Annotated in this window: 13 protein-coding genes; 6 read left to right on the forward strand and 7 right to left on the reverse strand. The window is 47.0% G+C overall.

Annotated elements, in window-relative coordinates:
* Positions 1-188: 188 nt before the first annotated feature.
* Positions 189-749: a phycobiliprotein lyase gene (locus ACFW2W_RS01980; RefSeq protein WP_378172622.1), complete on the reverse strand. Its 561-nt coding sequence runs from the start codon at positions 747-749 to the stop codon at positions 189-191.
* Between the two features lie 136 nt (positions 750-885).
* Here ACFW2W_RS01980 and ACFW2W_RS01985 point away from each other — a divergent pair, with 136 nt between their 5' ends.
* The gene (locus tag ACFW2W_RS01985; protein WP_378172625.1) at positions 886-1,410 is read left to right on the forward strand and encodes a calcium-binding protein; all 525 of its coding nucleotides are present in this window, start codon (positions 886-888) and stop codon (positions 1,408-1,410) included.
* A 71-nt stretch (positions 1,411-1,481) separates the two neighbouring features.
* On the opposite strand, the gene ACFW2W_RS01990 is transcribed toward ACFW2W_RS01985, so the two are convergent.
* Positions 1,482-2,153 carry a HEAT repeat domain-containing protein gene (locus ACFW2W_RS01990; protein ID WP_378172629.1) on the reverse strand — a complete coding sequence of 224 codons (672 nt, stop codon included), beginning with the start codon at positions 2,151-2,153 and terminating at the stop codon, positions 1,482-1,484.
* 305 nt (positions 2,154-2,458) lie between these two features.
* Here ACFW2W_RS01990 and ACFW2W_RS01995 point away from each other — a divergent pair, with 305 nt between their 5' ends.
* The 3 genes from ACFW2W_RS01995 (at position 2,459) to ACFW2W_RS02005 (ending at position 4,552) form a co-directional block, all read left to right on the forward strand.
* The gene (locus tag ACFW2W_RS01995) at positions 2,459-2,509 is read left to right on the forward strand and encodes a hypothetical protein (protein WP_378172675.1); all 51 of its coding nucleotides are present in this window, start codon (positions 2,459-2,461) and stop codon (positions 2,507-2,509) included.
* A gap of 172 nt (positions 2,510-2,681) precedes the next feature.
* Positions 2,682-3,047 carry a Lin0512 family protein gene (locus ACFW2W_RS02000; RefSeq protein ID WP_190816392.1) on the forward strand — a complete coding sequence of 122 codons (366 nt, stop codon included), beginning with the start codon at positions 2,682-2,684 and terminating at the stop codon, positions 3,045-3,047.
* A 194-nt stretch (positions 3,048-3,241) separates the two neighbouring features.
* Positions 3,242-4,552, forward strand: coding sequence for an FAD-dependent oxidoreductase (locus ACFW2W_RS02005; protein ID WP_378172632.1), 1,311 nt, complete (start codon positions 3,242-3,244; stop codon positions 4,550-4,552).
* A gap of 255 nt (positions 4,553-4,807) precedes the next feature.
* Here the strand turns inward: ACFW2W_RS02005 and ACFW2W_RS02010 are convergent, their stop codons facing one another.
* From ACFW2W_RS02010 to ACFW2W_RS02030, 5 genes are all read right to left on the reverse strand, one after another.
* Positions 4,808-6,115, reverse strand: a complete 1,308-nt coding sequence (locus ACFW2W_RS02010) for an MFS transporter (RefSeq protein ID WP_378172634.1) — start codon at positions 6,113-6,115, stop codon at positions 4,808-4,810.
* Between the two features lie 173 nt (positions 6,116-6,288).
* The gene (locus tag ACFW2W_RS02015) at positions 6,289-7,410 is read right to left on the reverse strand and encodes an ABC transporter substrate-binding protein (protein WP_378172637.1); all 1,122 of its coding nucleotides are present in this window, start codon (positions 7,408-7,410) and stop codon (positions 6,289-6,291) included.
* A gap of 181 nt (positions 7,411-7,591) precedes the next feature.
* Positions 7,592-8,548 (reverse strand): sucrase ferredoxin, encoded by a 957-nt coding sequence (locus ACFW2W_RS02020; protein WP_378172639.1) that lies wholly within the window; start codon positions 8,546-8,548, stop codon positions 7,592-7,594.
* 209 nt (positions 8,549-8,757) lie between these two features.
* Complete coding sequence (locus tag ACFW2W_RS02025) at positions 8,758-11,343, reverse strand: TonB-dependent receptor domain-containing protein (protein ID WP_378172642.1); 2,586 nt, start codon at positions 11,341-11,343, stop codon at positions 8,758-8,760.
* A 409-nt stretch (positions 11,344-11,752) separates the two neighbouring features.
* Positions 11,753-11,878: a hypothetical protein gene (locus ACFW2W_RS02030; protein ID WP_378172645.1), complete on the reverse strand. Its 126-nt coding sequence runs from the start codon at positions 11,876-11,878 to the stop codon at positions 11,753-11,755.
* Positions 11,879-11,914: 36 nt separating this feature from the next.
* Between ACFW2W_RS02030 and ACFW2W_RS02035 the strand changes: the two genes are divergently transcribed.
* Together ACFW2W_RS02035 and ACFW2W_RS02040 are read left to right on the forward strand one after the other, a co-directional pair.
* Positions 11,915-17,692: an amino acid adenylation domain-containing protein gene (locus ACFW2W_RS02035; protein ID WP_378172647.1), complete on the forward strand. Its 5,778-nt coding sequence runs from the start codon at positions 11,915-11,917 to the stop codon at positions 17,690-17,692.
* Positions 17,685-22,313: an SDR family NAD(P)-dependent oxidoreductase gene (locus tag ACFW2W_RS02040; protein ID WP_378172650.1), complete on the forward strand. Its 4,629-nt coding sequence runs from the start codon at positions 17,685-17,687 to the stop codon at positions 22,311-22,313. Before ACFW2W_RS02035 ends, ACFW2W_RS02040 begins: the two co-directional genes overlap by 8 nt.
* Positions 22,314-22,388 lie beyond the last annotated feature (75 nt).

A 22,388-nucleotide genomic window follows, 5' to 3' on the forward strand; every position in this document is an offset into this window, starting at 1 on the left:
TTCAGTTTGCCGCTTGAAGCCCTGCCGCTGCGACGCTTTCCAGCGGAGCGGCTTTTGTAGGACAGCCGGAACGAAGGGGTGCCGCAGTTGTTCAGCAGCGCCAGTGACTCGCCATTGAGCTTGACCGCATTAAAAATGCTTGCATTAAAAATTAAAAATGAACAATCCCCATTTTTAATTTTTAATTTTTAATTTTTTGCAGCGGTATCAGCGGCTTTTTCTTGTGGCTTTGTGACACCCATGCGAATTTCCGAGCAAAAAGAAGCCATCGAGAAGCCGCCAAATCGCTTTAGAATGCTGGCTCGTAGCCGCAAGTTTTCGCTGGCAAACCAGATGCGTTCTTCCGAGTACATCGTTTCATACTCAGTAATCAGCGTGAATGAATCATCGCTACCCATGACATAACGACCGGCAACCGATGCTTTCTCGGCATAGCCCATGTCGCGGAGCAACTGACCTTCGTTGGGCTTCTCCGGGTCGGGAATCGGGACGAGAACGCTAGAACCAGCGTGTTTTTCTTGATCCCATTCCATCGTGCCATCCCAGCTAACGCGAGCGCCTCCCCAAGCTAAGGCTGGGTCAACTTCGTACTGTTCGCAGAGCTTGATTACTTCGGGGTCTTGTGCCGAGAGCATCTCGATCTTGATGTCTGACTTGCCACTTTCTGCTTGCTTGAAAGCCAGATGGTGACTGGTACGCTGGGAAAACCACTTGCCTGCACTCAGCTCAAAAAACTTTTGAATATCCATGAATCAAATTCTTCGGGACTAACACTTTTTAACATCACATTAAATATCTTAATTTACCAGTCGCCAGAGAGAGTGCCGAGCGCTGGACTCTACTTTATAAAAAGATTAAGAGTTCTCGGATTAGTAAAACTGCATCATGTCAAGAATTCACGGCACTCCCAGCGATGACTACATTGAAGCCACCGAGGGCGACGATGTTATTTTTGGCTATGCTGGCGACGATACGCTGGTAGGGAAGTCAGGCAACGATATCATCCACGGTGGGCAAGGAAATGACCTGATTCAAGGGGGAGAAGACGACGATTCCCTGTACGGCGAAGCTGGGAACGACTTTTTACTTGGTGGTTCGGGGCGCGATCGCTTATTCGGAAGCAATGGCGATGATGTCTTGGTTGGCGGCGCAGGTGACGATCGCTTGGATGGAGGTGACGGCAATGATGTCTATATTTACACTCCCGGCGATGGGTTTGACACGATTGAGGATGAGTCGGGAATCGATGTCCTGCGATTAGACAATATCTTCTCGAATGAGATTACGGTCGATTTCGTCATCGGTGGTTGGTTGTGCGTGTCTTATCTCGGTCAGCCCATCGTCAAGATGCGCGGTGTGGAGCATATCCAGACGGAAGATGGCTTGTTTTCCGTCGCCCATTGGCTGTAAGCAATTAAAAATGCTTGCATTAAAAATTAAAAATGAAGAATCCCCCATTTTTAATTTTTAATTTTTAATTTTTAATTGTTTTCAGACAAGCGCTTGAGGGAGATGGTGGCGGCGGTAGCAACGTGGGGATGACTGTCTTTTTCCAGGTAATTGAGCGCTGAGATACTCTTATCGCCAGGAAGGTGTCCTAGGGCTTCTGCTAGGCGCTGACGGATCAGCCAATCGTCAGATTGGGCAAAGCGGAGAATTTGATCGACGGCTGCTACTGCTTTGATTTCGCCGAGTGCCGCGATCGCTGCCTGTTGCAACACGACTTCTTCGCTATCTAACGCCCGAACCAGCACGTCGAAAGCGCGGGGATCTTTCAAATTGCCCAAACTAACGGCGGCGCTGAAACGCACTAGCCAATCTGTATCTTCGTAGAAAGCCCGCACCAATGGTTCAAATCCTCTGATATCGCACAGGTAGCCCAAGGCACCGGCGGCGTCGGCGCGAATGCCATAGTCGGGGTCAGTTTCTAGCAATTTCACTAGAATCGGAAAGCATTCTTCTGTAGGTTTAAGACCCAGTGCAAATACCGCCATTGAGCGAATTTGCAGGTTTTCGTCGTCTAAAACCTTTTTGATCAGGGGTACAGCTTCATCTGCTGATACTTCGCGCAACGAGGCAAGTGCCAACATGCGATCGCGCGAATTCGGGCTTTCTAGCTGGGCACCAATATTTTCTAAGCTGGGATGAGTCATAAAATCTAAGCTTTTTAATAAATCTTAACATAATTGAGCGAGTTATCTCAGGAAGTGGGATAGATAGTGAGAATTGTCATCCGCGAAGCACGAGGAGCATTAGCAGCCAAAGCCTCTCAGTTATCCGATATTCATAGGACTCGCCGCACATCACCACATATAGGGGCTTTTCCCAGGGGGATTGAACCCGAAAAAACGCTATATGTATAAGCTTTGCGTAAGTCCTGATTCATCCTTCGCAGTCCCTAGGGGCATCTCTGGGGAGTGCCCAAAGTCAGGTAATACATCTTACCGTCCGAAATCAGATGGGTTTGCACGCCCGTCCGGCTGCCAAATTCGTGATTGGGAGTCGATGAATTAAGTATGAACTTACCAGCCATTTCTACGGTAAAAGCAGGGATTTCAAAGTTGAGGATGGATGAAGTAGCAGCGATCGCATCTGCTGTCTTGCAGCTAGATTCAGCCAAAGAAGTCAGAGAATATATTGCAGGTCAGTTGGAAAAATAAAGTGTAGTCAGAGGGGTGACTGTGGCTCGTAAACGCTTGATTATCGAGATGGGTATGGGAATCGATCAGCACGGACAGGAACCCACTGTCGCCGCCGCCAGGGCTGTCAGGAATGCGATAGCTCACAATGCCTTGCCGGGTGTCTGGGAAGTTGCAGGTTTAAGCGACCCCGATCAAATGATAGTTGAAGTACAGGTGGCAGTGCCTTACCCGGAGCAAGTGCGGGAAGCGGAGGTGTTAGCTGTGTTACCTTTTGGGCGCAAAACTCTCACCGTTGAGTCTGGCGGAATGGTTGTTCAGGGTCGAGCAATTCCTTCACTTAATGATAAAAATGACGAAATGCTCATCGCTGTTGCTGCTGTTACAGTTTTGGTGGAAACTGATTAGTTGCGTGGACGAAGTGGAAGCGATCGCAACTATTCATTTGAAAAGCCCGTGTCCCGATGTTTGATATATAGCAGTCCTAAATGAGGGCAATACCAAAAATTTATTCCTTTTCTCTCCCAAGAGTAGGAAAGGGTTGGGGAGAGGTTTCCTGGTGACAGATGTGCAGCTCCCACCACGCTAAGGAATTCTAAAACATGGTTAAGAACGTTGTCATTATCGGTGCTGGCCCTGCCGGAACCCTGCTTGCACACTACTTGTTGCGTCGCGGCGACCAATACCAAATTGACATCTACGAACGCCGCAGCGACCCCCGAATTGTCTCATTCTCAAAATCCAGAACCTATCCCATTACCCTGAACGAACGGGGAACGAATGCCTTAAGTAAAATCGAGGGCATCGCCGAAGCTGTTAAGGCGATGAGTGTAGAGATAATCGGAACCCTATCTCACCAAAAAAACGGCAAGACGCGCCTCACGCCGAGAAGAAAACCTTTCCTTGCCCTCGACCGCACCAACTTAGCGATCGCTCTATTGGAAAAACTCAGCGAAAAGTACGACAATAACCGTCTCAACATTCACTTTAACTATCAATGCACGCAGGTTGATTTTGAGGCGAAGACGCTGAAAATTCAAAAAGTGACCGAAGCGATACCGGAAGGAGTGCCAGCGGATCTCACCATTGATTATGACCTGTTAATTGGTGCAGATGGGGCGCATTCGGTTGTGAGAGAGCATTTTCTCTCCACGGAACTGTTTGAATGCGAACAGAATTACGACCGAAATGACCGCAAATCGATTTTCTTTGACGGAAATGAAAAGTCAGACATCCCCCTCAAAACGAGCAATGTTCACGCCTGGAGACTCGATGACGGCACTGGCTTATTGATGCTGTATCAGCCAGACGGAACCATGAGTGGTGCCATCCGCTTTCCCCACCAGCAAAACCAGGTGGTCGATCTTTCCACAACCCAAGAGGTTCTCGAATTCTTTCACAAAAATTTCCCAACAGTTGGTCAGATGATGTCGGAGAAGGAAGCCGAAGCTTTCCTCCAAAGACCCCTATCAAGGGTGTTGATGATTCGCTGTAGCCGCTACCACCACAATGACAGCGTACTGCTGATTGGAGATGCGGCGCATTCTGTGTCGCCCTCTATCGGTCAAGCTTGCAATGCGGCACTGGAAGATTCGGTCATATTCGATCGCCTTTTGGACGAGTATTCTGACAATTGGGCGCAGGCAATCGAACAATTTACGGTACGTCGGAAGCCGGATGCCCACGCTTTGGTGGAGCTTAGCAATCACGTTTTTCCCTCATCTAAGAAATTATTGATTGAGTTTATTTTCAGGGAACGTCTTGCCAGAATTTTGCACCAACGATTTCCCCAGCGTTTCTCACCTTCCCTATCCGAACTGCTATTTGAATCCGCCGTTCCTTATTCAGAAATTTTGAAGTTATACCAAGGCTGGATATCAAAAGTAAAGGCTCTTCATTACTTGGTATGCTAAAAAGTTGATTCCAAAACTTGAAAGGCTTACCTAGCAAGGTATAACGATTTTGGACTGTATTTTCTATTTAATAAACGCTAAATTGGCTTAAATTCATGGCTAGTATAGCTTGTGGCGCTTCTTGACTATAAATTTAGCATACCAACTACGGAAGAGCCAAAGTAAAAAAGTCGAACGAAAAGTTTTTAAAAGCTTCGTAGCAATTTGTTCTATCAAATCCGCATGATTCCCTACAATTTTCCGCATCTGGAGTCCTCACCTTTGCTGGTCTGGCTCAAAATCATGGTCAGGTAAGCTAATTTCCACGTCGCGCAACACGCGGAAGCCATACCCACCCAAACCAACCAACAATAAGCTGATGGAAGTGATGACATACAAAAGCGCCATCCCGGCACCAGATCCAGTGCCGAATAGCCTGCCGAGAAGGGGTGCAAGAACACCTCCTGGCATCATCGCTGGTTCAAAAACATTGTCAGCAAGTGGCCCAGCGATTAATAGAGCGATCGCACAAACGACTTGCTGAATCGTCGATCGCGCAGCGAAAACCCGTCCTTGTACATCCGGTCTTACCTTGCTCAGCAAGATGGCTGTGTTGGAACTGCTCAATAAGGGAAAATTCAGCGATGAGCAAAACTGAGCGGTCAGCCAAATCATTGGCATCTGACCCAGACCAAATACGGTTTTACTCAGACCCGCCCCCACCATTGCCAGTAAAAAGCCGTGGATGCGGCGCTTGGAACCGCCCCAGACACTCAAGAGAAACGCCCCCGTTACCCCACCGAATCCGGCTGCTGAAGAGACGCTGCCTAACACCCTGGCATCATTTCCCGTGCGTGCCAAAATCATCGGCGCATACAAGGCAGCGCCCAGATCGTGGGCAAACCAGAACAAGGACGCCACGACTACAATGGCGAGCAAACCGGGACGCACCAGAATATAGTGGAAGCCGAAGATCATCGGCTGGAAGATTCCTTTATCGTGAGGGGATGCTTTATCGCTACTCGTGGGTTGGGGGATATGTATCTTGAGAACTGTGCCGATAGCGATCGCAAACGTAACGATGTCGATGAGCGAGATCCCGGCAAATCCAATCGCGTAGTAAAGTACACCCGACAGTGCCGGGGCAATAATAATCGAACTGTAATGAATCGCAGAATCCAGGCTGGTGGCACGAGTGTAATGCTGTTTAGGCACTAGCATCGCCATCGATACTGAATATGCCAGCGCCTGAATTTCACTAAAAGCACCGCTAACCGCACCACCTACATAAAGATGCCAGATTTGCAATTGGTTTGTCAGGTACAGCCAGAGAATTACCAAGGTACACAAAGCTGTCACTGTGTCGCCAATCATCATCAGGAATTTGCGGTTCCAGCGGTCTACAATTAGCCCAGCAATTGGTGTAATTAAGATGCTCGGCACTAGGGTAAAGAAACCCACTAAAGCGAGTGCCGTTGCCTGACCAGTCAGTTCCCACACCCAGATTTGGATGGCAAAACTGGTCATATAGCTACCGATGGTTGAGACTAGCTGACCAATCCAAATGATCAAGAAGGTTCGCATATTGGTTGTGTTATTGCATCAAACCTGCAACTGTAGAAAACACCTTCCCATCGCTTGATTTGTCTGTGACAACTCACATCTTGCACCAGTCGCATTACCCGCCTATGCTTTAAACCCCAGGCTTACAGAATCAAGTCTTCTCTTAGAAGACTTACTAAGAATTTCAGTCCATTTCAATGGACTTGAGCTATGAGCCTTGAACTTGAGTTCAAGGCGGATGGGCAAACTTGAGAATGGTGCAAGATGTCAGTTACAAGATATTTAAACAAGTCATCAAGAACGCGATTGGCTCCGATAATCCCCCAACTGCCAATCCAGGCATCATTATTTACTTGGTAAACCTTACCTTGTTTCACCGCTTTCAACTGGAACCAAAGGGGATGATTTGTGAATTGAGTTAACTTAGATTCTTTGCCTTCTCCAAGTACCAAGAAAATCGCATCGCCCTCCATTTTGGGAATTAGTTCTAATGAGAGATTTTCCGAGTTTTTATTTTTATCTTGGGCTAATGGACGCGGCATACCGATATCATTGAGAATGAGTCCGCTGAAGGAGCGCTTCATGTAAATGCGGACTTGATCTGCCCAAAAGTTAACCACAGATAGCTGGATTTGCGAGAAGCGATCGCCCATTTGCTCTCTAAACGCTTCAACGCGCTTATTATAGTTACTTAAGAGCTTTTCGGCTTCTGGCGTCTTACCCAGCGCTTCAGCAAATGTTCTCAGCCACTCTTTCCACGTAATGTCACCTCCAGCAAGAACTGTCGGGGCAATTTGTGATAGCTTGTCATAGATTTCTCGATCCCAAGACCAACCCAAAATCAAGTCTGGCTTCAAGAGTAAAAGTTTCTCCAGGCTTGGTTGTCCATTTATGCCAAGTTTCTCAATTCCTTCTGTTTCATTCCGAAGATAGGAGGGAAAATCCCCATCACCTAAGGTTGTGGCACCTACAGGCTTGATCCCTAAAGCTAAGACGTTCTCTAAGTTTCCCAGCACAATTACTCGCTGCGGATTTACAGGAACCTTTGTTTCTCCCATTGCGTGTTTGACTACTCGTACAGCTTGAGACTGCAAATTAGGATAAATATTAATACTGTTATTTGCCGCATCTTTTTTAACATTATCCTCACAGGCGGAAACTATACAAATTGTCAGAACTGTTATGAATACCAGTTGGATATTACGCTGACTATAATTCTTTGCTAAGTTCCAAATAGGGTAGCAGTGGAGACTAGAATACCGAAAGTAAATAGCAATTTTATTTAAAAACTGAGCCGACTTTTTGATTAACCACATATAACTATAAAAAAAATATTCAAACACAAATCCGCAAAGTTCACGTAGGTTGGGTTGAGGAACGAAACCCAACAAATGCTTATGTTTAGTTGGGTTTCGTTCCTCAACCCAACCTACAATTATTTTTAACCGAACCGTATTGTAATTGAATCGGCATTCACAATATTCAGGTGTTTCGCCTTTATTCCCAGATACTTACCATGTTTTTTACAACAAATTGGTTAAATTTATATAATTCAGTACCGTCACACTCCCCTTTTAAATGAAGAGTATTATTTTTATCTTCAACAATCTCTGCTTTATAACCGCCCCAATCCCCATTTGGTGTCTCAAAAATTATTTCAACTTGATTAAAACTTTCATCTTCGTTCTGCTCAATAATCTGAGAGGCAACCTTGTAATTAAACCAATCCCAGCCATGTTTCAGGATGAGTTCTTTTTCTAAGATTTGAGTTGCCCAAGGTAAAAGTCCCCAACCGCGATAGACATCGTTCAAGCACTGAATGTCACCACTCCGTGTCAGAATGGCGACAAATGATTCTTGGTTGAGCCTGCCATAGTATCTTCCCTCTGGAAAATCAATGGCAGTAGGGGCAAAGCGATGACCGCCAATGTGACTGGCTTGCCAAATGCGGACACGATCGAGTGATAAGTCAGAGACAGTGGTTAAGGCAGCTTTGTAAAAAGGATTGCCATACTTAGCACAACATTTATCATGGCTACCGTGGGTACATACTAAAATATCTCTAGTTTGAATATCTATAGCCTCATGTTCTGTAGCGTCGCCTGTTAAACAGTCCTTCAGTAAAGAAGCTACATTATTAATATCTGAAACCAGAAACTCTTGCTTCGTGTAACCTGCCGAAAGTCCAGTTTTTGAGCGAAAAATCAAAACTCGCGTGTAGCGATCGCGTTTGAGTTGGTCGCCATGAATCAAAACAAATCTAACAGAAAGTGCCTCTGTATCAATTTCCTCTTTTAAGGCTTTTAAATTAGCGGGAAGGAATTTTGAATCAAGTGGATCGGATGTCCAAGGAGGTGGACACTCAATCAGTACATAAATTTGGCGATTGGTTGCACACCCGATAATCTCTTCTCCAGCTTGGCGTGACTCTTCGGCGCAAAAGAACTTGTTCATAGCTTGATTACAAAGGAACAGAGAAAGAGAAACTGATTATTTCACGAATGAAGTAGGATCGCCTGACATCTTCAGGACTCGCCGCACATCACCACATAGTAAGGGCAACCACAGGGGGATTGCCCCTACAAAATGCTATATGTATGAGCTTTGCGTAAGTCTTGGTTTATTTACACTGACCTACTTTACCTCCACCCATTTACTTGTCTTTACCAAACGATCTGATATCCAACGCTAAGAGTTCTGCCTTGTCCGGCATAATTAGAACTGTCAAAAAAGGGCGCGAAATACTGCGAGTAGACAGGGAAATATTGGTTGTTAAATAAGTTCTGAACCCCGATAGAGAGAGTTCCTTTACCCAACCGGATACTGCTGATATAGTCTACGGTCACATAGCTGCTGATTTTTCCAGAGTCTACCCCATCATCAAAGGCGCGATCGCGGTTTCCAGAATACAGCAGTTGCAGCCGATTGAGCCAACCCGGTAAAGTTTCATGCTGCACATAAGCTGTCAGCTTTAGGGGTGGGATGGTGATGCTGTTGAGAGCAAGGTATTCGCCATCATCGTCTGCATCATTCTCACCTTCTAAATAACTCGCTGTGCCGCCAATTTGCCAGCGATCTCCTGGCTGCACGTCAACAGCCGCTTCTAACCCGTAAACTCGTTGTGGTGCCCGAATTGTTTCTAAGGGACCACCACCTGGAATCGCTCTAAAGGTTGAACCGAGATCGGAAAAGTTGTAGAAAGCGGATAGGGATGCTTGGACTGAACGCCATTGACCCCGAATTCCAATTTCGTAGTTGTCTACCTTCTGCGGTTCGGTCAGCCGAATCGAATCCTCAACACTCACAAATCCTGCTGGAGGGAGGCGGAGAACGCGACCCAAATCCGGGACGGAAAAAGCTTGTGCAAAGTTGGCAAACAAACTCACTTCCTCGGTGACATTGAAGACGGCACCGGCATTAAAAACAGTTGCATTAAAATCGCGATCGCCGCCTTTAATGTCCCGGTTCCCAACAGCGGTGGTGTAGTCATCTACACTCAAACCAATGCGTTCGTGACGCACTCCCCCAGTCAGTCGCACGCGATCGCTCACATCCCACTGCAACTGAGCAAACAAACCCAATTGATTGAGTTTATAAGCAGGAACGAAAGTCAGTTCATCCGTTTTGCGGTAAACTAAACCGCCACTTCCATCAAACTCCACCGGGTCAAAAATATCAAAGCTTTGGGAACTTCTTTCCCTCAGATAATCAACTCCCCATAGCAAGCTGAGTGTCTTTTCGGAGTTGAAGGGTGTGTCAATCTGCAATCGCCCTCCCAGCTGTTCTGATTCTCCTGGCGAGGTATAAATAAAGTCAAAAAAGCCGCCTCGATCGTCGGTCGGAGTTCCACCCCCAAAGCTATAGTTACGATAGTACGCTTGCGCCTGAACAGCAGAACCCAAAAGATTCTGGTGGGTGTAATTCAAACTGGCTATCGTCGTTCGTAAGAATGACTCATCCTTAGCCCCGATCACCCTGATGCCTTCAGGAACTTCCAGGGCGCGGGCTTTTTGAATGCCTGGAATATTGTCAATTTCAGGATCTGAGATGAAATCGGTGTCTTGCTGCCGATCGTAGTGATTGAACGACAGTTGCAGGCGTTGCTGGGAATCTAATTCTACCCCCAGTTTGAGTAACCCGTTTAAAATTAGGCTATCTTCTCCGCCAGCAAAATTAGCAATGCGATCGCCCTCAGCATCATAAAAAGCGCCCGTCGTGGCAATTGAGAAGCTGGCAGTGTAATCAAATTGACCTTCTTTTCCAGAGATGGAATGCTGGAGGTTATAGCCAAAACTCTCTTCCGAATTCGTCAAAGACGTGTTCAAACCCACATCTGTCGTAGAAGTCAGCCGGTTTTCAGTCGATCTTCTGGTAATAATATTCACAATCCCGCCAGTTGCCTGACCCCCGTAGATAGCACTAGGTCCGCGAACCACTTCAATTCTTTCAATGGCAGAGGGATCGATAGAGGTCAACTGTGCTGGAATTGACTGAATGTTAGTATTTTGCGGGATACCATCAATCAAAACGGAAATGTTGCGACCCCGCAAAGTTTGCCCAAATGTATTCGTGCGATTCGTGGGGGGTGCAAAGCCGGGAACTGTATTAGCAAGAATATCGCCTAAGTTCCTGGTTAAGCGGGTTTGTTGCTCGATCTCCTCTCGTGTAATTACCGTTACACTGCGCGGCACTTTGGTTATTTCTTCTGCTGTGCGCGTTGCTGTTACAACGACTTCAATATCCGTTTGTTCTGAATCTGGCTGAATTGGCTGTGTCTCGTCGCTACCCGGTTCCGTTTCAGCATCTGGCGCTTCCGGTACAGGTGTAGGCTGAGTCGCTGTTGTGTCAGCCGCTGTTGTGAGGCTGACAACTAAACCGCGATCGCTTTGTTGCACCTCGGCGGTTGGTACTTCTTGTACCCCCGTTACCGTCACCCGGACGCTGTTCTCATACAGTCGCTTTACCGTGACAGATGTAATGCCAAACGCGGGATTGTCTTGACGAAATTCACCCTCAGCTAACCGCAGCTGGGCACCAATCAGGTCAATCAACAGGGTTTGGTCGAAGCTCGACGTGACCACTTGGGGCGACGTCCCATCTGCCGTCTCCAAAATCACCGCTAGTCCATTAGGTGTCTCGTCGAGCCGCACGCCCGTCACTTGTGTGACTTGTGCCCAGACAGGCTGAGCCACTAATACTTGAACTGCCCCTGTAAGCAACAGGCTGGGGATTAATTGCCCTATTCTCATCAAATTTCCTCACACCCACTCGATGCGCTTGGGTCGTCACCACGACCCAATCAGTTATTGAAATTCATTGTCACTAGCTCAGCAACATATAACGTCTTATCTGCCAATGTCAAGGGTAGAAAAAAATTTAGTCTATTGAGAACTGATGTCAGTTTTCTATTAAAATACCCAATTGAGCTTCCAGCAAAATTTGCACGCCTTGACCGGGAACGCATGAAACTACGCAGCTTGGCGGCTGTTCCCGCTATTGGAACCAAAAGTGCAGGAGCGTCCCTCAAGGCTAGGTCAAATCATGCTTTCCCTAATTCCAGAAAAGCGAAGACCAGAGTTTTGAAAAATATTCGCTATTACTACTTGCCAAACTTGCAAGCTTTGTACTAAGGTTATCCAAGCTTATTAAAAATAGCTCTCAATAACGAGAGAGAAATTGCCGCTGAAAAACCTCTTGAGGAGGAGCGTTACGGTCAACGCTAACACCAGGATTGGTGAAGTTTTTTGCTCTGTCGAGGGTTCCTAAAACTCCCAAAAACGCCATTCAACAGTTCAGGGTTGAAAAAGCCGAAAAAGTAACATGGTCGATTTTTGCCAAGATTTTCCAGAAAAGCCGAAGAAAATTGCGACTTTAGCAGACATTCTGCGCTACAGAGCCGTAAACGAACCAGAAAAACTAGCGTTTACCTTCTTGCAGGATGGGGAAACACCAGCCGAAAACCTGACTTATCGAGAATTGGATCGGCGCAGTAGAGCGATCGCATCTCAACTGCAAGCGATGGGGTTAAGTGGCGAACGTGCCTTATTGCTTTATCCACCGGGTTTGGATTATCTAGCAGCATTTTTCGGTTGTTTGTACGCAGGCGCGATCGCAGTTCCCGCTTATCCGCCTCGCAACCAACGCAACACGCCCAGAATTCAAGCAATTTTGCAAGATGCACAGGCAAAAATCGCGCTCACCACAACGGGAATTGTATCTAAGGTGCGATCGCTTCTGACTCAAAAAACTGACCCAGATGCTTTAAATTGGCTCACCACAGACAACATTGCCAACGGCATCGAAGATAATTGGCAACCGCCAAGCATTCATCAAGACACATTAGCTTTTCTGCAATACACCTCCGGTTCTACAGGGACACCGAAAGGAGTCATGCTCAGTCATGGCAACCTGCTGCACAATGCCGCCATGACTTACCGACTCATGGAACATTCGCCCAGTAGCAAATTTGTCTCCTGGCTACCGATATATCATGACATGGGACTGATCGGCGGCGTCCTGCAACCCTTGTATGGCGGGTTCCCTTGCCACTTAATGTCACCCGCGTCTTTTCTAGTGAGTCCGTATCGCTGGCTGAAAGCGATCTCCGATTACCAAGGAACTACCAGTGGCAGTCCGAATTTCGCTTATGAACTGTGCGTTCAGAAAATTACACCTGAACAAAAACAAACCCTCGACTTAAGCACCTGGAGTGTCGCTTTTAACGGTGCAGAACCCATCCGCCAAGATACTTTAGAGCGGTTTGCAGATGCCTTTGCTGCCTGCGGCTTTTTAAAAACAGCTTTTTATCCCTGTTACGGGATGGCGGAGGCAACCCTGATCGTTTCTGGTGGTGTCAAGGCAGCGGTTGCGGTAACGAAAACCGTTCAAAAAACAGCATTAGAACGCAACCAAGTCATTGATGCTGATTTTGATGACGACAATTCCCAGCCTTTCGTCGGTTGCGGGAACACCTTACCAGAACAGCAGATTGCGATCGCTAATCCTGAAACTTTAACCCGATGTGCTACAGATGAAATTGGTGAAATTTGGGTTTCAGGTCCTAGTGTAGGTCACGGCTATTGGAATCGAGCAGAGGAGACGGCGCAAACCTTCCGCGCCTACCTGGCAGATACGGACGGGAAGCCTTTTTTAAGAACCGGCGACTTGGGCTTTTTGCACAATGGGGAACTATTTATCACAGGTCGAGCCAAAGATTTAATTATTATCCGGGGTCGCAACCTCTATCCGCAAGACATTGAACGAACGGCAGAATGCAGCCATCCCAGATTACGTTCAGGTAGTGGTGCAGCCTTTGCGGTAGAAGTCGGCAATGAAGAACGGCTGGTAGTGGTGCAAGAGGTAGAATTTCGCTCGAAACCGAATGTTGAGGAAGTCACCGCCGCCATTCGTCAGGCAGTTGCAGAAGAACATGAGATCCAAGTTTATGCGGTAGTTCTGATTAAAGGTGGCAGTATTCCCAAGACTTCTAGCGGCAAGATTCAACGCCGCGCTACTCGTGCGGAGTTTCTCGCGGGTGAATTGGATGTTATTGGCAGCAGTATTTTAGACAATTCTTATCGTGTCGAAAAGGAAGATAATCTTACCCGCGAAGAGTTACTGGCTGTTGAGTCGAAAGAACTCCCTCAGCGATTAGAGGCTTATCTCCGGCAGCAAGTAGCACGGGTGCTAGGTGTGGCGTCGTTTGAATTACAAGATTTAGGTGCTAATTTTTTGAACGAACCGCAGAGGACGCAGAGGACGCAGAGGAAGAATCACGGAGGAAATATTAGTGTTGAGCTGCCTTTGAGCAGTTTTGGTCTTGATTCGTTGATGGTTTTCGAGTTGAAGAATCGGATCGAGGTTGACTTGGGGGTAGCTGTATCCATTGCGGACTTGTTTGTTGTAGGTTGCATTAGCCAACTGGCAAGGCAGATACTCGACCAACTTACTCTGGCGGTTCCGTCTGCATCGATACCTTTGTGCCGAGTTGAGAAAACGACCAATCGGTATCCTCTTTCTTTTTCTCAAGCGAGATTGTGGTTTGTCAATCAACTGCAACCGGGAACTCCTGCTTATAACATTCCCATCGCGGTTCGCCTGACGGGACGGCTGGATGTGCCAGTGCTGGTTCGCAGTATTCACGAAATTATCCAGCGACACGAAATCTTGCGGACAAGCTTTGCTGTAGTGGAGGGCGAACCCGTACAAGTGATTCTTGCGGAAGGCGACGCGATCGCTCTCACCTTAAATTTACCAGAGGTGGATCTGCGGCAATTGCCCGATAGCGATCGCCAGCGTGGAGCGCAACGATTGGCGACAGCAGAGGCTCAAACGCCCTTCGACTTGGCACAACCGCCGTTATTGCGGGCAAAACTGCTGCATCTAACGCTTCAAGAGTCGATGTTGCTGCTGACGCTGCACCACATTGTTGCCGATGGTTGGTCAATTGGGGTTGTCATCCGAGAATTGGCAGCACTTTACGAAGCTTTCTCTACCGGAAAGCCTTCGCCACTGGCTGAACTTCCCATCCAATATGTTGATTATGTCGATTGGCAACGACGGTGGTTCTCCGGCGAGAGGCTAGAAACCCATCTGAATTATTGGAAGCAGCAGTTAGGGGGAGAACTTCCCGTATTGGAGTTGCCGACTGACGGTGCGCGCTCGCCTATTCAGACTTTTCGGGGGGCGCAGCAAACGTTAGTGCTGCCCAAAGCATTGACTGAGGCAATCAAAATGCTAGGTCAGCAGGAGGGTGTCACCTTATTTATGACCTTGTTGGCGGCGTTTGGGACGTTGCTTTACCGTTATACAAGGCAAGAAGACATCCTAATCGGCTCCCCGATTGCCAACCGCGATCGCGCTGAACTGAAATCATTGATTGGGTGCTTTGTCAATACTTTGGTGTTGCGTACCAATCTGGCGGGAAATCTCAGCTTTAAAGAATTATTGGTGCGAGTGCGAAAGGTGGCAATTGATGCGTATGTTCACCAAGATTTGCCTTTCGAGAAGCTGGTGGAATTACAGTCGAGTCGGGATCTGAGTTATCACCCGATATTTCAGGTAATGTTCGTCCTCCAAAATCCCGCATTATCGACGGTTTCGCTACCAGAGTTAACTTTAAAAACTTCGGAAGTTGATAGCGGAACTGCGAAGTTCGATTTATTCCTATCAATGATGGATACCGAACAGGGATTGATCGGGACGCTGGAATATAACACCGATCTCTTCAACGAGGACACTATCACCCGGATGTTAGGGCATTTCCAAACCTTACTAGAAGGAATTGTTGCCGATCCAGAACAGTGTTTATCAGATTTGCCGCTATTAACTGCATCTGAGCGTCATACAATGCTTGTGGAGTGGAATGACACTCAAGTTGATTACCCCAAACAGTGTATCCATCAACTATTTGAGCAGCAGGTAGAAAAGACACCGGATGCTGTTGCCTTAATCTTCGACAATGTAGAGACAGGATTAATCGAGTCTCTAACTTACCGCGAGTTAAATAACCGAGCGAACCAGTTAGCGCACCACCTGCAACAGCTAGGTGTGCAACCAGATGTTCTAGTTGGCATATGCATAGAGCGATCGCTAGAAATGGTAGTCGCTCTTTTGGGTATTCTCAAAGCGGGTGGCGCTTACCTGCCACTAGATCCCAAGTATCCTCAAGAACGCTTAGCGTTCATGTTAGCAGATGCCCAAGTTTCACTGCTTTTGACTCAACAACATTTGGTTAAAGACATAGTAGGTTTGGTTGAGCATAAGCGAAACCAAACTCAGGAGGCTTGTTGGGTTTCGTTACCTCAACCCAACCTACGTTCTCAACAACATCAAGCGAAAGTCATCTGTTTAGATACCGACTGGGAAACAATTACCCAAGAGTGTACAGAAAACCCAGCTTCATCCGCTACACCAGAGAACCTAGCTTATGTAATTTACACCTCTGGTTCCACAGGAAAGCCTAAGGGAGCGATGAACACCCACCTGGGGTTAAACAATCGCTTGCTCTGGATGCAGGACACCTACCAATTAACAGCAACCGACCGAGTTTTACAAAAGACTCCGTTCAGCTTTGATGTGTCAGTTTGGGAATTTTTCTTGCCTTTGTTAACGGGCGCTAGTCTCGTTTTAGCCAAACCAGGGGGTCATCAAGATAGCGGTTATTTACTCCGGCTGATTGCCCAGCAACAAATTACTACACTGCACTTCGTCCCCTCAATGCTGCAAGTATTTTTAGAGGAGCCGGGGCTAGAAAAATGTAACAGTCTCAAGCGTGTCTTTTGTAGCGGCGAAGCACTGCCTTTTGATTTACAAGAACGCTTTTTCGCACGTCTGGATGCAGCAGAACTACATAATCTCTATGGTCCGACCGAAGCAGCAATTGATGTTACTTTTTGGGCTTGTCAGCGTCACAGCAAAAGGCGAATTGTTCCCATCGGTCGCCCGATTGCCAATACACAGATATATTTATTAGATTCGCATTTGCAACCTGTTCCGATTGGAGTTCCGGGAGAGTTGCATATTGGCGGTTTTGGTTTGGCTAGAGGTTATCTGAATCAACCAGAGTTAACCCAAGAGAGGTTTATTGCTAATCCCTTGAAAGACCTAACCCCCCAGCCCCCTTCCCTACCAGGGCAGGGGGAGCCGGAAGCCCCTCTCGATCCCCCCTTTTTAAGGGGGGCAAGGGGGGATCGAGAGGGGTTGGGGGAGAGGTTTAGCTTGAAAGACCTAACCCCCCAGCCCCCTTCCCTACGAGGGCAGGGGGAGCCGGAAGCCCCTCTCGATCCCCCCTTTTTAAGGGGGGCAAGGGGGGATCGAGAGGGGTTGGGGGAGAGGTTCCGCCTTTACAAAACCGGAGATTTAGCACGCTATTTGCCAGATGGAAACATTGAATTTTTGGGAAGAATTGACCATCAAGTAAAAATTCGGGGTTTCCGTATCGAACTAGGGGAAATTGAGGCGGTGCTGGGACAACATCCACAGGTGCGAGAAACGGTGGTGATTGCTAAAGAAGATATGCCCAACGATCGCCGATTAGTCGCTTATGTAGTTCCGAATCAGGATGCTGAAGTTTCGATTAATGAATTGCGCGATCGCTTAAAACAAACTCTTCCTGAATACATGGTGCCTTCGACTTTCGTATTTCTAGACACTTTGCCGCTGACACCGAATGGAAAAGTCAATCGTCGCGCCTTACCTGTTCCGGAAAATCTGCGTTTATTAGCAGCAGTTTATCAACCTCCCCAATCGGAGATTGAAAAAACTATCGCGACTGTTTGGCAAACGGTACTGAACTTAGAGAAAGTCGGCATTCACGACAATTTCTTTGATATCGGTGGACATTCATTACTGATGCTTCGGGTGAATCACAAACTACAGACAGTTTTGAACCGAGAGATATCAGTAGTCACTCTATTTCAAAACCCAACTATTTATTCGCTGGCGCAATATTTAAGCCAACAACAACAGCCTGCTTTTGAAGAGATGCGCGTTAGCGAAGCGGGACGCGATAGTGTGCTTCGCGCTCAAAAGCAAATAGAGGCTATCAATCGCCAAAAAGAACTATTGAGCAAGCAAGGTAGAAAGATTCATGGGTAGCGCTACAAGTTACGATTCTCTGGAAGGTATTGCCATTATCGGCATGAGCGGACGCTTTCCCGGTGCTAAGAATATCGAAGAATTTTGGCGAAATTTACGCGATGGAATCGAATCAATTTCGGTCTTCACCAATGAAGAATTAACAGCTTCTGAAATCGCCCCAGAGTTACTCAACGATCCCAATCATGTAAAAGCTGGTGCCGTATTAGAAGATATCGAGTTTTTTGATGCTTCCTTCTTTGGCTTCAATCCAAAAGAAGCGGAAATGACCGATCCGCAACACCGGATCTTTTTAGAATGTGCTTGGGAGGCGCTGGAAAATGCTGGTTACGACACCCAAAGATGTGAAAGTCGAATCGGCGTTTATGCAGGTGCCAGCCTGAATAATTATTTATCTTTTAATTTAAATCGCGATTGCATCGGGTCGGCGGACAGTTTCCAAAAATTGATTGGCAACGATAAAGATTTCCTCACTAGCCGCGTTTCTTACAAATTAAATCTCAAAGGGCCAAGCCTGACCGTTCAAACAGCTTGTTCCACTTCATTAGTTGCTACAACTCTGGCTTGCCAAAGTTTATTAAATTATCAATGCGATATGGCATTGGCGGGTGGAGTTTCGATTCGGGTGCCGCAAAAAACAGGTTATTTATATCAAGAAGGGGGAATTTTATCTCCTGATGGTCATTGCCGCGCCTTTGATGCTGATGCACAGGGAACGATTATTGGCAATGGTGTGGGAGTTGTAGTTTTAAAAAGATTGGCGGATGCGATCGCAGATGGCGATCGCATTCACGCGGTAATTAAAGGTTCAGCCATCAATAACGATGGTTCCCAGAAAGTCGGGTATACAGCACCCAGCGTCAACGGACAAGCAGACGCGATCGCAGAAGCACTGGCGCTAGCAGGAGTCGATCCGGAAACTGTCTCCTATATCGAAACTCACGGCACTGGAACCGTCTTAGGCGATCCGATTGAAATTACCGCACTTTCCCACGTTTTTCGTGCCAATACCGAGAAAAAGAATTTCTGTGCCATCGGTTCCGTCAAAACCAACATCGGTCATCTGGATGCAGCAGCAGGTGTCACGGGACTAATTAAGACGGTTTTGGCACTAAAACACAAGTTAATTCCACCCAGCCTAAATTTTCAACAGCCAAATCCTGAGATTGATTTTGCCAATAGTCCCTTTTACGTCAATACCCAGCTGACGGAATGGAAGGCAAGTTCAACCCCGCGCCGCGCCGGAGTCAGTTCTTTGGGGATTGGTGGCACCAACGCCCATGTCGTTCTCGAAGAACCCCCGATGGCAGTGTCTGGAACTTCTCGTCCGTGGCAATTGTTGGTGCTTTCCGCCAAAACAGAATCGGCGCTAGAGACGGCTACGGCAAATTTGGCAGCTCACCTTAAGAAGCATCCCGATCTCAATTTGGCGGATGTTGCTTACACTCTCCAAGTGGGTCGTCGGGCTTTTGAACATCGCCGGATCTGGGTTTGCCAGACTGTTGAGGAGTTAGCAACCCGATTGGAAACCCCAGGTACCCAAAAAGTTTTCACTCACTTCCAAGAGCCTGCTGAGCGCTCCATCGCCTTCCTGTTTCCCGGACAAGGAGCGCAGTATGTGGATATGGGGCGGGAACTGTACCAGACTGAGCCGATATTTAGCCAACAAGTAGACCGCTGCGCCTACCTTCTTCAACCTGATATCGGGATGGATTTGCGATCGCTACTTTATCCCAACCCGCCTCATCCTGAAGCAGTCGCAGAAAAACTCAAACAAACTTGCTTTGCTCAACCCGCATTGTTTGTAATTGAGTATGCCTTAGCTCAGTTGTGGATGTCGTGGGGCATTTCTCCCCAAGCGATGCTAGGTCATAGCATTGGCGAATATGTAGCGGCTTGCCTTGCGGGTGTCATGTCTGTTGAAGACGCTTTAGCTTTGGTGGCGATTCGTGGGCGACTGATGCAGCAAATGCCAGCCGGGGCGATGCTTGCCGTTTCATTGCCAGAAGCGGAAATTCAAAGTCTACTGAATGAGAATTTATCTTTAGCCGCCAGTAACGCCCCTTCTTTGTGTGTCGTTTCCGGAACCCTTGACGCTGTAGACGCAATTGAAGCGCAACTCACTGCGAAAGGTGTCGAGTGTCGGCGTTTGCATACTTCTCATGCCTTTCATTCTCAGATGATGGAGTCCATATTGGAGCCATTCATTGAGGAAGTGAAAAAAGTTAAATTGAATCCTCCTCAGATTCCCTTTATCTCCAATGTTACGGGAACTTGGATTACAGCAGAAGAAGCCACAAATCCCAATTACTGGGCGACGCATTTACGGCAGACAGTACGCTTTCTTGAGGGAATCTCTACCTTACTGCAACAGCCAAATCGCATCTTCTTAGAAGTTGGTCCGGGGCGTAGTTTGTGTACCCTTGTCAAACAGCATTCCCATCAAGAAATCGGGCAAGTGGTATTACCTTCGTTACGCCATCCCCAAGAGCAAAACTCAGATATCGCCTTTTTACTCAATATCTTAGGGCGGCTTTGGCTAGCAGGAGTTGCGGTGAATTGGTCTGGTTTTTATGCTGGCGAACAACGTCACCGCGTGCCTTTACCGACTTACCCGTTTGAACGTCAGCGTTACTGGATTGAACCCCAAACCCAAGTCCCAGCAACCCGTACAGGTGAAAGCAAGCTAGGGAAATCGAATATTACTGACTGGTTTTATGTTCCTTCTTGGAAACAAATTCCCTTGGTAAAAACTAGAGAGATTCCGTCTGCTTGCTACCTGGTTTTTGTTGATGAGTGTGGGATAGGTTCTCAAATCGTCCAACGATTGCAACAAACTGGACAGGATGCGATTTCTGTTCGGGTTGGAGAGCAATTTAAGCAACTTGATAGCAATACTTACACGATTAATCCAGCTTGCCAGGATGACTATCACGCCTTGATTCGAGCCGTGCGGGAACAAGGAAAAACCCCGAATGCGATCGCGCATCTCTGGAGTATCACCCAATCACCGCCTCAGTCTTTTGAAACCAGCCAAAATCTCGGTTTCTACAGTCTGATTTATTTAGCACCAGCGTTAGGACAACAACCAGTTAGCAATTCTATTCAACTTCTAGTTGCCAGTAACAATCTTTATGACATTACTGGCGATGAGCCATTGTGTCCTGAAAAAGCAACAATCATCGGTTCATGCAAAGTCATTCCTCAAGAGTATCCTCACATTAATTGTCGTCAAGTTGATGTGGCGATATCGGCATCAGGAACCAACAACTTAGTAAAGCAACTGATAGCAGAACTAAGGGCAGATTCAAAAGACTTAATGATTGCCTATCGTGGCAATCATCGCTGGGTTCAGACATTTGAGCCAGTCCCGCTAGAAAAAGCCAGCCAAACCCGGTTACGACAAGGGGGAGTATATCTCATCACAGGTGGCATGGGAGGGATGGGCTTAGTCTTAGCCGAATATCTTGCCAAGACAGTACAAGCCAAGCTGATTCTAATCGGACGTTCTGCACTGCCTACAAAAGAGCAGTGGCAGCAATGGATCGCCACTCATGATGCGCTCGATCCTACCACTATTAAGATTCAGAAATTGCAGGAGTTAGAAGCATTAGGAGCTGAGGTACTGGTATTCGCTGCCGATGTTGCGAATTATGAACAAATGCAGAATGCGATCGCGCAATCCCTAGAACGTTTTGGTGAGATTCACGGGGTTATCCACGCCGCTGGAGTTGCTGGTGGTGGCATGATTCAACTCAAAACACCAGAAATTGTTGAGAGTGTTTTTGCTCCCAAAGTGATGGGAACTTTGGTGTTAAACGATCTCCTCAAAGATGTCAATTTAGACTTCGTGGTTCTCTCTTCATCCCTTAGCTCAATCCAAGGCGGATTTGGACAGGTAGACTATAGTGCTGCCAATGCCTTTTTAGATGCTTTTGCTCACTGCAATACTTTTAATGGTCGCACAATCTCAATCAACTGGGATGCGTGGCAAGAAGTCGGCATGGCGGTAAATACTGCCGTTCCTGAACAGCTCAAAAAGTGGCGAGAAGAAAGTCTAAAAAATGGGCTTTTACCCGCAGAAGCCGTAGATATATTGAGCCGAATTCTGGAAAATTCTCTTCCTCAAGTTATCATTTCAACGCAAGATTTATCAGATATCATTGAGCAAAGTTCTAACTTTACTTCATCGAGTTATCCCGCTCAAAAATTAGATAATTTTAGCCAATTATCGACAACTAGACATCCCAGACACCTGCAAGCAAATGCTTATGTTGCTCCTCGCAATCAGATTGAGCAAGGTATCGCCAATATCTGGCAAGAACTGATAGGAATTGAAAAAATAGGAATTTACGACAACTTCTTTGAGTTAGGCGGACACTCTTTACTGGCTGTACAAACGATTTCCCGACTGCGTGAAACTTTCCAAGTGGAATTACCGCTGCGTACTCTGCTTTTTGAAACTTCTACAGTCGCGGAAATCGCTACTGCAATTGCCGAAAAACAGCCCAAACCCGAACAAATTGCTGAGATTGAGCAGCTATTAGCAGAGGTAGAAAATCTCTCCTTGGATGAAATACAAGCACTGGTTGCTAAAGAATCACAAGCAAGCTTTCGTTAGTAATCAAAAAGATTAGAGCCGTCATCTCTAATTTTTGAACCGGCTCTTTATTAAGGAACCGCGAAGGAAGAGAAA

Source organism: Coleofasciculus sp. H7-2 (assembly GCF_042747725.1).
Classification (GTDB): domain Bacteria; phylum Cyanobacteriota; class Cyanobacteriia; order Cyanobacteriales; family FACHB-T130; genus FACHB-T130.

What these genes read in the sequence shown, in the direction of transcription:
- ACFW2W_RS02005 (WP_378172632.1), top strand. Translation starts at nt 3,242, where the DNA reads ATGGTTAAGAACGTTGTCATTATCGGTGCTGGCCCTGCCGGAACCCTG.
- ACFW2W_RS02030 (WP_378172645.1), bottom strand. Translation starts at nt 11,878, where the DNA reads ATGGCGTTTTTGGGAGTTTTAGGAACCCTCGACAGAGCAAAAAACTTC.
- ACFW2W_RS02015 (WP_378172637.1), bottom strand. Translation starts at nt 7,410, where the DNA reads ATGTGGTTAATCAAAAAGTCGGCTCAGTTTTTAAATAAAATTGCTATT.
- ACFW2W_RS01985 (WP_378172625.1), top strand. Translation starts at nt 886, where the DNA reads ATGTCAAGAATTCACGGCACTCCCAGCGATGACTACATTGAAGCCACC.
- ACFW2W_RS02025 (WP_378172642.1), bottom strand. Translation starts at nt 11,343, where the DNA reads ATGAGAATAGGGCAATTAATCCCCAGCCTGTTGCTTACAGGGGCAGTT.
- ACFW2W_RS01990 (WP_378172629.1), bottom strand. Translation starts at nt 2,153, where the DNA reads ATGACTCATCCCAGCTTAGAAAATATTGGTGCCCAGCTAGAAAGCCCG.
- ACFW2W_RS02020 (WP_378172639.1), bottom strand. Translation starts at nt 8,548, where the DNA reads ATGAACAAGTTCTTTTGCGCCGAAGAGTCACGCCAAGCTGGAGAAGAG.
- ACFW2W_RS02040 (WP_378172650.1), top strand. Translation starts at nt 17,685, where the DNA reads ATGGGTAGCGCTACAAGTTACGATTCTCTGGAAGGTATTGCCATTATC.
- ACFW2W_RS01980 (WP_378172622.1), bottom strand. Translation starts at nt 749, where the DNA reads ATGGATATTCAAAAGTTTTTTGAGCTGAGTGCAGGCAAGTGGTTTTCC.
- ACFW2W_RS02035 (WP_378172647.1), top strand. Translation starts at nt 11,915, where the DNA reads ATGGTCGATTTTTGCCAAGATTTTCCAGAAAAGCCGAAGAAAATTGCG.
- ACFW2W_RS02010 (WP_378172634.1), bottom strand. Translation starts at nt 6,115, where the DNA reads ATGCGAACCTTCTTGATCATTTGGATTGGTCAGCTAGTCTCAACCATC.